The following is a 12,249-nucleotide window of genomic DNA, read 5'->3' as shown; positions in this document are numbered from 1 at the left end:
GCCGGACAGCTATGGCTGTGCCCGGGGAAGGAGGAAGCATGCACAGATTCGCCCTCGGATACGAGCAGGCGGCCCGCTTGGTCCTGGTGACCTTCATCACGAACCTGGCCCTCCTGGCACATACCATCATGGGGCTTGTTCTGGTAGGCTTCTTCCCCTCCCTGGCCGCGACCTGCGGGGTTTTCAGGAGGTGGCTGACAGATGAGGACAGGGAGTGGGGGATTGCTCAGACCTGGCGGACCTTCCACCGTCTGTGGAAGAGGGAGCTCAGAGAGGCCAACATCTTCGGTTGGGGGCAGGCCGCCATCTGGGCCCTCCTGCTGGGGGATTATTGGATTGTCAACTTTCATCGGACCGGCAGGGTCGGGGTTTTCGTCTCCGGCATCCTCTTCTGCCTCATGGTCTTCCTGATTCTCGCCACTGCCCTGTCCTGGGTCCTCTTCGCCCTTTACGACCAGGGGGTCGGTTGGATCCTGGTCAGGTCCGTTCAAATGGTCCTGGCGCGCCCCTGGATGAGTGTGGTTCTCGCTTTCGGCCTGGCCCTTATGGCCTTTGCCTGCTGGTCCTGGCCTGGCCTGGCTGTGGTCTTCGGGCCTGCACTGCCCTGCCTCCTGTCGTCGTCAGCGGTCTGGTTCTACGGCAGGCTCGATGGTTTTTCCGTCCGGATGCGCCAGGGCGCGCAGGGCGGGATGGCAACGAAAGGAGAGTGACGGATTCGTCCTTTTAAGTACATTGCCCGGATCGATGCGATTGGTGCATGGGCCCGGGGTAAGCAGAGAAGTTCACTGTCGAACAGGAGAAGCGAATCATGAGTTCGTTTGGGAAACACAGTTTCAGAAACCGTCTGGTGGCCGTGGGGGCCATGACGATGGCCATGTCGATGATGCTGGCCGGTTGCGGCGGTTCCAAGGAACCCACCACCAATGCCCAGGGCCAGCCGATTATCACGATAGCCGTGGCCAAGCACCCATTGACCAAGAAGATATCCAAGATGAAGTGGCCCAAGCAGCTGGAGAAGGAGTGTGGCTGCGAAATCCATTGGCAGGAGGCCAGCTCGGACTGGGACCAGAAGAAGCAGGCCATGCTGGCGGCCGGCGATGTGCCCGACCTCATCCTCAAGGGGATCAACCTGGCAGACATAGCCACTTACAGCACCCTCTTCGAGGATCTGAGCCAGGACCTGGATAAGATGCCGAATGTCAAGAAGATGTTCAAGACCGACCCCACGGCCAAGCAGGTGGTCTCCATGCCTGACGGGAAGATCTACATCCTGCCCGCCGTCAAGAAGGGAATCTGGCCCAAGGCAGTCAGCCACATGTACATCAACAAACAGTGGCTGGACAAGCTGGGCCTGCAGGTGCCGACCACCTGGGATGAGCTTGAGGAGGTGCTCAAGGCCTTCAAGACCAAGGACCCCAATGGCAACGGACAAGCCGACGAGATCCCCTTCGACTTCCAGTCTCCCGGTACCGGAGGCTTCGGTGACTATCAGCCCACCCTCCTGTTGGGGAGCCTAGGCATCGTGACGTCGGTAGGTGGCACCCAGGGCTACTATGCCGACAAGGGCAAGATCAAGTCCTTCCTGACCGATGACCGCTACAAGGAGCTGATCCAGTTCCTCAACAGGCTCTGGGGTGAGGGGTTGATCGCCAAGGACGCTTTCACCCACGACTACTCCAAGTCCCAGTCCACCGCACGAGGACAGGGCGACAAGGCCAAAATCGGCTTCACCTGGGGGTGGACGGCTTCCGACCGCTTTGGCGACAAGTTGGCCAGTCAGTATGTGGCCATGCCGCAGCTGAAGGCCAAGGCCGACCAGAATCCGGATGAGCTGGTCTACGACACCCAGGGGGACCGGTTGGACTACAGCGAGTTCGCACTGGTGGTCTCGGCCAAGAGCAAGAACAAGGAAACCGCCATCAAGGTGGCCAACGCCTTCTATGGGCAGGACATGTCCCTGCAGATGCTCTGGGGTGACCTAGGCACGGACGTGCAGAAGACAGGGCCGGACTCCTATAAGGTCCTGCCGCCTGCTGACTCCAGCAAGGACCCCTCCACCTGGAAGTGGACGGAGACCCTGGCTGATGATTCTCCCTACTGGATTCGTCCCAATCTCAAGATCGAGCTGCCAGCAGATCTTGAGGAGGTCAAGAGCCAGGAGCAGCCCCTTGAGCCGGCCCTGTCCCATGTGGACCCCAAGTTGGATGTCATTCCAGGCGCTCTCAAGTATTCCTCCGAGGATCAGACCACCATGCAGAATAACAACACGACCCTGATGAACACCGCTATGACCAAGTTCGCCCAGTGGGTGACCAAGGGTGGTGTGGACCAGGATTGGGACAACTATGTGCAGACCCTGAAAAAGGCCAATTTGGATCAGAACATCAAATTGGTGCAGAAGGCCTACGACCAGTACTACTCAAAGAATTGACAGATGCGGACGTGCCCTGGGGTCCCCAGTGATTCAAGGAAGGTCTCCAGGGTTCGTCGGACCCCGTGCCCGCCCAACTATACGATATGGTCTTCGGGAGGACCGATGAGGCGGCCGGGTTGGTGACTGGCCGGTTGGCAACTGGCCACCGTTTGAGTTCAGGGTGGTCTCAGTCCACCTCTCAGAGCTCGGCACAGTCTCTAGAGCGCTGCCGTATTCACGGAACAGGAGGGCTGCCCGCCGGGCTCTTGCCTTCTCCCGGTGGGTTGCCCTCTTGCACCATTGTAGCCGGCCGCCTACATTCCCTACCGGAGTGATCATGACCGGTAATCATGAGAAAGTGGTGTAGGAGCTCTATGCCTGTTTCGACGCCGTCATCGGCTACCTGTCGGCATGCATCGAGCTTTGGGCTGATCAGAGTCGACTATGACACTCAGGAGCGGTTCTGGAAGGATTCCAGTCTGAGCACGACGGCTTATAAACGCGTCCGCGAGGCGGTCGGGCATCGCTGTCCGACCGCCTCGCCTTTGTCTTAGATCCAGCTGGACAGCCACATGTGCATGCGCCAGAAGTCATAGGGGATAGGCATGGCAGTCCACAGTGGATAGAAGAAGACCGAGGTCAGGCCCAGCAGGGTCAGGCCCATGATCATGGTCTGTCGGTAGAGGACGCTGTCCGAGTTCTGCCGGAGCCAGTTGACCACGTAACAGATTGCCAGGATCATCCAGGGCAGGATGACGATGGAATAGAAGGTGAAGGTAGTTCGGTTCATGTATTGCACCCAGGGCAGCCAGCCGGCCAGCAGGCCTGCCAACACACCCCAGATGCGCCAATCTCCATGCTTGACCACGACGGCGACGAAGATGGCCAGAATCACGCAGATGCTGCCCAGCCACCAGGTCAGGGGATTGCCCAGGGATGTGACGGCGGCCACGCAGGGTGAGTCCTTGGCCAGTCCGCACAGGCCGGGGAAGCCCGTGAGCTTCTGCCAGTAGAAACTGGTGGGCCTGATCTGCAGGGGCCATGTCAGGGGATTGGCCATATATGGGTGACTGGTATGCAGGGTGGTGTGGAAGTGCCACATCTGCCGGTGGTATTCAGCCAGGGACCGCAGCCCCTCCGGCAGCCATGTCAGCCCCTGGCCAGGGTGCTGGTCCGCCCAATTGTGCATGAATGAATCGCCGTGCAGGAACCATCCCGTCCAGGAGGCCAGATAGGTGCCCGCCCAGATGGGAATCATAAGCAAGGCCGCCGGCAGCCCGTCCCTGAACACGGCACTCTGCAACCAGGATCCGTATCCTGCCTGATGGCGCTCCCAACCGTCCCAGAGCACTGAGATCAGGGCAAAGACGGCGAAGAAGTAGGCACCTGACCACTTGGTGCCGGTGGCCAGACCCAGTAGCAGGGCGGCGCCGGTCCGCCACCAGGACCAGGCGATGAAGGGGCCGGTAGTTGCCACGGGCAGCTCGACACGGCTTTCCTGCCCTTGATGCCCCTGTGACTGAATGACCTTCACCCGGTAGTGCAGACGGAAGTCAGCCTGGTCCTTGGCCCAGGATTGTCGCAGCCTGGCCCGAGCCCAGTCCCGATGGCCCATCAGGCACAGCCAGGCTCCCAGGACGAAGATCATGACGAAGTTGTCCAGCAGGCCGGTACGGCTCATGACGATGCCCAGACCGTCTATGGCCATGAGGAAGCCGGCCGTCAGGGCGATAGGCAGGTTATGGAAGAGGCGCAGGGCCACACGGCAGAGCAGCAGGATGGCGATGGTGCCGGCCAGGGCGGTGGCCACTCGCCAGGCGAAGGGGTTGCCGGCTCCACCGAAGAGCTTGAGGCCCAGGGCGATGCACCACTTGCCCACCGGCGGGTGAACCACGTATTCGGCCTGGGGCAGCCAGCCGTTGGTGTGCCCCTGGGCGAAGATCTGGTCGATGGGAAGGTCCAGCGGGCCGGCTGTTTTCGGCCAGTTGCGGGGCTCGCCGGTCATCAGCATGGTCCAGGCGTCTTTGACGTAATAGGTCTCGTCGAAGACGATGGCCCGGGGGCTGCCCAGCCGCACAAATCGCAGGAGCCCGCCTAGAAGAGCCATGAGGATGCAGGCCAGCCAGCCGCTCTGCCGATGGGAGAGCCGGGGAATCCGGTTGATCCCTCTCTTGGTATGCTGACCCTTGGGCCTGTTGAAGATGGACAGCATGGCAGGGCGACCGGACCGGTGGGCGGCGTGCCTGCCGTGTCTGGAGGAGCGATGCTGCGAAGAAAGCCCTGCCAAAGATGTCATCACCCCCTAGATTAGGCCATACTAAAGGCATGAGCAGCATGAATGGCCGGAGCGATGGACATATACAGGGCGGAGAAAGTCATGAGGAGCCGATTCCGCCCAGTGTTTCACGTGGAACGGTGGTGCTGGCGGCCACGCCTATAGGCAATGTCGCCGATGCCTCGACACGTTTGGTGAAGCTCCTGCAGTCGGCGGATCTGGTGGCAGCAGAGGACACGCGGAGGCTCTATGATCTGGCCAACCGGTTGGGGGTGCGCGTAGGCGGCAGGGTTATGGCTTATCACGATCACAATGAGAGGCGGATGGCTGATCCCATCCTGGACCAGGTTCGTGACGGGGCCTGCGCGCTGGTGGTTTCGGATGCGGGCATGCCCACTATCAACGATCCGGGCATGGCCATCGTCAGGCGAGCCATCGAACGAGGCATACCGGTCACCTGTGCTCCTGGACCCAGCGCCGTACTGGACGCCCTGGCCCTCTCTGGCCTGCCCACCGACCGCTTCTGCTACGAGGGGTTTCTTCCCCGTCGACACCAGGAGCGGCTGCGGCATCTGCGCACCCTGCGCAGCGAGGAGCGGACCATGGTCTTCTACGAGACGCCCCACCGCATCGATCAGGCTATGCAGGACCTTCAGGAGGTCTTCGGCCCCGATAGGCTCATGGCCCTCTGCCGGGAGCTGACCAAGGAGCATGAGCAGATCCGGCGGGGCACAGTTGGCGACATCGTGCAATCCCTGCGAGAAGATCCCCCCAGGGGAGAGATGGTCCTGGTCGTGGCTGGTGCCTCCGCCCTGGAGGCCAGGCGCAACGATCCGGATGCTATGGATGACCAGCAGCTGGCCACTTTGGCACGTGATCTGGCCAGATCCGAGGGCCTGCGGCTCAAGGAGGCCATCGCCCGGGTGGCTGCAGAGCATCCCCTGACCGATGGTAGCCTGCCCAATCGCAAAAGGATTTATGCCTTGGCTGTTGAAGAGGATAAGGAGGACTGATTCCCGTTCCCTTCATCAAGCAGCACCTCCAATGCCCTGCGCACACCGGGTCCGCCTAGTTGGGAGACGGCCTCCAGCAGGGCCGGCGAGGCGGCGGGATTGGCTACCAGCCATCGACGCAGCTGCGGTTCTTCTCGGGCAATGGCCCAGAGGATGCTCGGGTCGGTCTCGGGGTCTGTGGCCATCAGGGCCGTCGGCACCAGAGGAGGCTCTGGCGGTGGGGCGCGCATCTCGGTCATTGGTTCCAAGTTATCGGAATCGTCTCGGTTCAAATTGTCTTCCGCCCAGGGGTGCGACCGGCTGCTGACGGCAGTCATGAGCCGGGCCATGCGTTCAGCAGCGGAGAATCCACGACGATCCTGATTCCGATTTCGGTCGCGGCCCCGGTGTCGATGATGGCCATGACCGTGTCGGCCACCTCTCATCGCCTGGTTCATAGGATCGCCTTGAGTCGTCTTATGGTCTCCAGTCCTTGGGCGTGGCCAGGCCAGCGCGGGTTGAAGGACAGGAGCTCCTCGCAGGATCCGCAGCTGACCTGATACCGCTCCATGAGGTCATGCAAGACCGCCGTAATCTCCTCCCCGTTGCATCGGCCCGAGGAATCGCAGGCCAGATCGCAGGCCGTCCAGAGTGGCGAAGTCACCCAGAGCTTCCCGAGCTTCATCAGGTAGCGGGCATCCAGCTGTCGCTGGTGGGGTCGCAGGGGCCTGCCGTGAACCGGCGTGCGGAAGTGGGAGTTGGAGATGATGTCCAGCGTATCGGGGAATTGGCCGTTGATCCATATCCAGAGCGCCAGACCGCCGCATGCCGCTGCGCCGTAAGGAACCATGGGCGTGACGATGGAGGCGCGACCGTAGAGTCCCTCAGCCTGTTCGTTCAGGTAGCAGCAGGATTGGTCCAGACAGGTCACGATCCCCTCCTTCACCAGCAGGCTAAGGCTGAGCGGACCGGGCAGGTCCTCGGTTTGGATCAGGCTGGGCAGCGGTTTGGGTTCGGGGATCGGTGCCCCAAATTCGGCCGTAGAAGGACGGCTGCGGGTATGAGTCGGCGCTCCCCCGGCTTGTAGTGGTCGACTTGGCGGCTTGGTGGTAGCTCTAGGAGGGCGGCTGGCGCTAACGGCAGTGGTAGGCGTCCACGATGCTCCCCCGAGCGCGTGTTCTCGATTCATGGTTCGACTGTAAATGGTCCTTCCCGGGTTTGCCTGAGGGAGAGCCAAATTTGTGCATTTGTGGATAATTCGCTTGCTCGGCGGCAGTCCTGTGGACGAGCAGGGGGATTGTAGGCCTGAGCCGATAATCTTGCTGATATGAGTCATATCCTTGTTTCCGTCGCCTGGCCCTACGCGAATGGGCCCCGTCACATCGGCCACGTCGCTGGGTTCGGCGTTCCCTCGGACGTCTATGCACGCTACGAACGCATGAAGGGCAATGATGTCCTTATGATTTCGGGGACTGACGAGCACGGCACTCCCATCCTGGTGGAGGCTGACGCCGAAGGTGTGGGACCTCAGGAGATCGCTGACCGTTATAATCGGGTCATCGTCAAGGATCTGTGCGATCTGGGGCTCAGCTATGACCTTTTCACCAGGACCACAACCGGCAATCATGAGAAGGTGGTGCAGGAGCTTTTCCGCCAGTGCCGGGCCAATGGCTACATCTATGAGGGCCAGCAGAAGGTGGCCATATCGCCTTCCACGGGCCGGACCCTGCCGGACCGCTATATCGAGGGGACCTGCCCCATCTGTGGCGCCGACGGCGCTCGCGGCGACCAATGCGACAACTGCGGTAACGAGCTGGATCCGGACGAGCTGATCAACCCTGTGTCCAAGATCAATGGGGAGACCCCTCGGTTTGAGGAGTCAAAGCACTTCTTCCTTGATCTTCCCGCTCTGGCCGAGGCCAACCTGGCCTGGCTGAAGACCCGCAAGGGCTGGCGCAGCAATGTGCTCAACTTCTCCCTGGGGCTCTTCAAGGAGGTCAAGCCGCGGGCCATCACGCGCGACATCGACTGGGGAATTCCCGTACCTGTGGACGGCTGGGTCGACGACCCCAACAAGAAGCTCTATGTCTGGTTCGATGCCGTCATCGGCTACCTGTCGGCATCCATCGAGTGGGCCCGCCGTCAGGGCGACCCCGAGGCCTGGCGCAAGTGGTGGAATGACCCCAAGGCACTGGGCTACTACTTCATGGGCAAGGACAACATCACTTTCCATTCGCAGATCTGGCCCTCGGAGATTCTGGCCTACAACGGCCAGGGTTCCAAGGGCGGACAGCCGGGATCCTACGGCAAACTCAACCTGCCTGAGCAGGTGGTGGCCAGCGAGTTCATGACCATGGAGGGCAAGAAGTTCAGCTCCTCCAGGGGCATCGTCATCTATGTCAAGGACATCCTGGCACGCTATCCGGTCGATGCAGTCCGCTACTACATTTCCATCGCCGGGCCGGAGACTTCGGACTCGGACTTCACCTGGGCTGAGTTCGTCCGACACAACAACGAGGAGCTGGCCGCCTCCTGGGGCAACTTGGTCAACCGCGTGGCCAACCTGCTCAACAAGGACTTCGGCAGCATCCCCCACATCGAGGAGGACTGGCTGACCGAGGAGGACAACGCCCTGCTGGACCGCAGCCTGCAGGCCTTCGATACCGTGGGGTCTCTGATCGAGAATCACCGTCAGAAGGCCGCCCTGGTCGAGGCCATGGCTCTGGTTGGCGACATCAACAAGTACATCTCCGCCCAGGAGCCTTGGAAAATTAAGGACGACCAGAACCGATTGGCTGCTGTCCTGCATACCGCCGCCCAGGCCGTGCTGGACGCCAACATCATGCTGGCCCCCTTCCTGCCTCATGCCTCTCAACGGGTCTGGGAGACCATGGGCGGCAAGGGTACTTTCTCGCCCCTACCTCATGTCGAGGAAGTTGACGACCTGGATCGGTCCGATTTCCACTATCCCATCATCACCGGCGACTATAGGCTGGGGGAGACGGTCCATCCTTGGGCTCGTGAGCCCCTCAGGGACGGTACGCCGATTGATCGGCCCACACCCATTTTCCCGCGCATTCCCAAGGAAGCCGTGCAGGAGGAGCTGGACCGCTTCCAGGAGCAGCTGGACCGCCGCAAGGCCAAGGAGCGCGCCAGATTCGAGGCCGAGCAGGCCAAGTTGGGCGACCAGGGCAAGTAAACAGTCGACGCGCCCGGGACGGTATTCGTGATTCACAGAGAACTTTGAGGTTTTCGGACACTTCCTCCAAGGTAGCGCTGGTTATATTTGTTCTGTCGGTTGAGGTACTGGCCGATGGGGGTCATGCGGCCCCGATAACTGAACCCCTTCTTCTCTCTCTTCTCGCCCGGCGGCTCTTCGAACCGCCGGGTTCTTTCGTCATGGAAGACTCATAGGATGAGTAACCATGAAGGTTGCCCAATTCGCCTGTGTGCTCTTCGATCTGGACGGGGTGCTGGTGCCCACGACCATCCTGCACAAGGCCGCCTGGAAGGCGTTGTTCGATCAGGTCCTGCCCGCGAACGTCCCAGCCTACACGGAGCAGGACTACTACGCTTACGTGGATGGCCGGCCCCGCTATGACGGTGTCGACGCCCTGTTGCGCAGCAGGGGCATTGAGCTGGACTGGGGCAACCCCGATGACGATCCGCAGCTGGACACCGTCTGCGGATACGGCAATCGCAAGAACATGACCTTTGAGCGGATGCTGAAGCAGAAGGGCATCGATCCCTACCCGGACACGGTGGATCTGCTCAGGCACCTGCGCACCGACAAGAAGCGTCTGGCTGTGGTGTCCAGTTCGCGCAACACGGCCCAGGTCCTCCAGGCTGCCGGGATTGCCGGATACTTCGATACCGTGGTGGACGGCAATCTCAAGGACAAGATGGGTCTTCAGGGTAAGCCTGCTCCGGACACCTACGCCTATGCGGCCAAGGTGCTTGGACTGCGTAATGAGGATGCTGTTGTGGTCGAGGACGCCATCTCTGGCGTGGCCGCCGGTCATGCGGGCAGGTTCGGCCTGGTTGTGGGCGTGAACAGGGGGGCCGGCCGTGAGCAGCTGCTCAAGGCAGGTGCGGACCTGGTGGTGGACCAGCTGATCGAACTGATCGACGATGATGCTAGCGAGCGTGGGCAGAGGGAGGACCCCAGTCTGGATGAGGATCGCTTCCCTGTGGAGGACTGGGGGCTCAGCGAGGTCGGTCGGCCCGACGCGGTCAGCGCCACGGTTTTCTCAGTCACCAACGGCTCTGTCGGCGTCAGGGGCGAAGGCGGCGGGGAACGCTGCCTGGGCAACGGTACTTTCCTGAGCGGCTTCCATGACACCTTCCGGATAGCCCATCCCGAAAGCGCCTACGGATATGCCAGGGTGGGTCAGCTGATCCAGGGGGTGCCCGATGCCTCGGACTTCACCCTCAAGGTGGAGGGGCTGCCCTTGGGTCGGCCGGAGAAGACCACTCAGCGTCTGGACTTCCGAACCGGAATCGCGACCACCACCAATCTGTACGATCTGGGCCACGGCATCCACCTGAAGACCGTGCTCACCCGCATGGTCTGCCTGTATGACCGCAGCCTGAGCGTCTGCACGTTGACTGTTGAGTCGCCCGACCAGGACATGGCTGTGGTGGTCGAGGGGCCGGTCAACGCCGACAACCCCCGCCATGTCAACTCCAGTGACCCCCGAAAGTCGACCTTTGTGGACGGCTGCGGAATCCATGAAGTGCTGGACAATGCGGTCTACGGTGAGCTGAGTGCGGATTGCAGGGTCTATCGCTGCAATAATTCACGGCTCAGCCTGGCCCTGGGCGTCCGGCAGTTCAGGGACGGACGGCCTGTCGAGGGATCCGGCTGGCGCATGGACGTGCCCAAGGGCGGTTCCACCCGTCTGGTCCGTTACGCCGTCTACCGCAGTCACCCCATTCTTCCGGCCGGCACCAGCGGCAACGGTCTGGTTGTGCAGACCCGGGGCGAGGGGACCAGGAATCTGGTCGAGGACTGCCGCGATCGGCTGGAGGAAGTCAGCACCCTTTCTCTGGATGAGCTGGAGCAGCGTCAGCACGAGTGGCTGGACAGATTCTGGGAGCGGCAGGATATCCGCATCCAGGCCGACGATGGCGGTCGTACCCAGCAGATGGTGCGCTGGGAACTCTTCCAGCTGGCCCAGTCCACGGCCCAGATCGAGAACGGCGTAGGCGCCAAGGGCCTGAGCGGATCCGGCTACAGCGGCCACTACTTCTGGGACACTGAAATCTACATTCTCCCCTTCCTGATTTATTCGGCCCCTGCCCGGGCAAGGGCCGTCCTTCACTATCGCTACCTGATGTTGCCGGCGGCCAGGCGCAGGGCCTGCGCGCTCAATTTGAACGGTGCCCTCTTCCCCTGGAGGACCATTGACGGCGAGGAGGCCTCCGCCTATTTCCCCACGGGCACGGCCCAGTACCACATCGATGCCGACATCGCCTACGCGGTGGCCCAGTATGTGCAGGTCACCGGCGATGAAGACTTCCTGCAGGCCGAGGGCATCGACATCCTGGTGGAGACGGCCCGTCTCTGGATGGGCCTGGGACGGTACAAGGAGGACGGCCGCTTCCACATCCACTGTGTGACCGGCCCCGACGAGTATACGGTCCTGGTTGACGACAACCTTTACACCAACCAGATGGCCCGGTTCAACCTTCTGGCCGCTTACAAGGCCTACCAGTCCCTGTGCGAGAAGCACCCGGATCTGATCGGCGGCATACGTGAAAGGCTGCATTTCGACGACGATGAGGCCGCCAAGTGGTCTCGTGCGGCTGAGGCCATGTTCGTCCCCTTCGACGATCAGGAGGGGGTCCATGCCCAGGATGCCCAGTTCATGCAACGCCCCCGCTGGCACTTCGACCGGTTTACGGCCAGGCCCCTGCTGCTGCACTACCATCCGTTGGTCATTTACCGGCACAAGGTGCTCAAGCAGACCGACGTGGTCATGGCCCTCTACCTGCTCAGCTCCTGGTTCACTCCGGAGCAGAAGCTGGCTGATTTCGACTACTACGATCCACTGACCACCGGGGATTCGACCCTGTCTGCAGCCTCCCAGTCCATCCTCGCCGCCGAGGTGGGGCATGAACAGTTGGCCATGCAGTACTTCCGTCGGTCCTTGTTTACGGACGTGGACGATCTGCATGCCAATACGACCGATGGTATCCATCTGGCCGCCTGCGGAGGCGTCTGGTCCAGCCTGGTCTGCGGCTTCGGCGGCCTGCGGGACACCGGCGGGACCGGGCTGAGCATCGACCCCCACCTGCCTTCATCCTGGCGCTCGCTGACCTACCAGCTAGAGGTGCGGGGCACCAGGTTCCAGGTTGTCGTAACATCAGACGGTGTCGATCTGAAACGCTTGTCAGGACCTGAGTTGGACCTTCTGGTCCAGGGGCACCCACGTCGCATATGATCTCCGGATTCTAGGTCTAGACACGCCGAGAGCCGGGGTTGCATCTGGTTGAGGCTCCAATAAAATAGGCCACGCTTGGACGAATCCAGGGCGGACGCGCGCGGCCTTGCGGCGGTGAAGAAC

General features: G+C 61.6%; 8 protein-coding genes. 5 read left to right on the top strand and 3 right to left on the bottom strand.

The genetic code is table 11. The features are described from left to right. The first annotated feature begins 38 nt into the window (after window positions 1-38). Both AACP62_RS06675 and AACP62_RS06670 read left to right on the top strand, forming a co-directional pair. Window positions 39-710 carry a YesL family protein gene (locus AACP62_RS06675; protein WP_339347229.1) on the top strand — a complete coding sequence of 224 codons (672 nt, stop codon included), beginning with the start codon at window positions 39-41 and terminating at the stop codon, window positions 708-710. A 98-nt stretch (window positions 711-808) separates the two neighbouring features. Then, window positions 809-2,431, top strand: a complete 1,623-nt coding sequence (locus tag AACP62_RS06670) for a type 2 periplasmic-binding domain-containing protein (protein WP_029677574.1) — start codon at window positions 809-811, stop codon at window positions 2,429-2,431. Between the two features lie 532 nt (window positions 2,432-2,963). Here AACP62_RS06670 and AACP62_RS06665 read toward each other — a convergent pair. Continuing rightward, complete coding sequence (locus AACP62_RS06665; RefSeq protein ID WP_339347332.1) at window positions 2,964-4,520, bottom strand: dolichyl-phosphate-mannose--protein mannosyltransferase; 1,557 nt, start codon at window positions 4,518-4,520, stop codon at window positions 2,964-2,966. A 227-nt stretch (window positions 4,521-4,747) separates the two neighbouring features. On the opposite strand from AACP62_RS06665, the gene rsmI reads away from it, so the two are divergent. After that, on the top strand, window positions 4,748-5,701 hold the full coding sequence (gene rsmI, locus AACP62_RS06660) for a 16S rRNA (cytidine(1402)-2'-O)-methyltransferase (RefSeq protein WP_339347330.1): 954 nt from the start codon (window positions 4,748-4,750) through the stop codon (window positions 5,699-5,701). On the opposite strand, the gene AACP62_RS06655 is transcribed toward rsmI, so the two are convergent. Beyond that, the gene (locus AACP62_RS06655) at window positions 5,665-5,940 is read right to left on the bottom strand and encodes a variant leucine-rich repeat-containing protein (protein WP_339347226.1); all 276 of its coding nucleotides are present in this window, start codon (window positions 5,938-5,940) and stop codon (window positions 5,665-5,667) included. The genes rsmI and AACP62_RS06655 overlap by 37 nt on opposite strands. 194 nt (window positions 5,941-6,134) lie before the next feature. Further along, the gene (locus AACP62_RS06650) at window positions 6,135-6,611 is read right to left on the bottom strand and encodes a hypothetical protein (protein ID WP_339347224.1); all 477 of its coding nucleotides are present in this window, start codon (window positions 6,609-6,611) and stop codon (window positions 6,135-6,137) included. Window positions 6,612-7,007: 396 nt separating this feature from the next. Between AACP62_RS06650 and metG the strand changes: the two genes are divergently transcribed. Together metG and AACP62_RS06640 are read left to right on the top strand one after the other, a co-directional pair. Further along, window positions 7,008-8,879, top strand: coding sequence for a methionine--tRNA ligase (metG, locus tag AACP62_RS06645; protein ID WP_339347222.1), 1,872 nt, complete (start codon window positions 7,008-7,010; stop codon window positions 8,877-8,879). Window positions 8,880-9,105: 226 nt separating this feature from the next. Continuing rightward, the gene (locus AACP62_RS06640) at window positions 9,106-12,126 is read left to right on the top strand and encodes an HAD-IA family hydrolase (protein WP_339347220.1); all 3,021 of its coding nucleotides are present in this window, start codon (window positions 9,106-9,108) and stop codon (window positions 12,124-12,126) included. The last annotated feature ends 123 nt before the right edge of the window (window positions 12,127-12,249 follow it).

Origin of the sequence: Bifidobacterium apis, from assembly GCF_036986835.1 — a bacterium.
Lineage (GTDB): Bacteria > Actinomycetota > Actinomycetes > Actinomycetales > Bifidobacteriaceae > Bombiscardovia > Bombiscardovia apis_A.
This window is presented reverse-complemented; position numbering and strand designations above follow the sequence as displayed.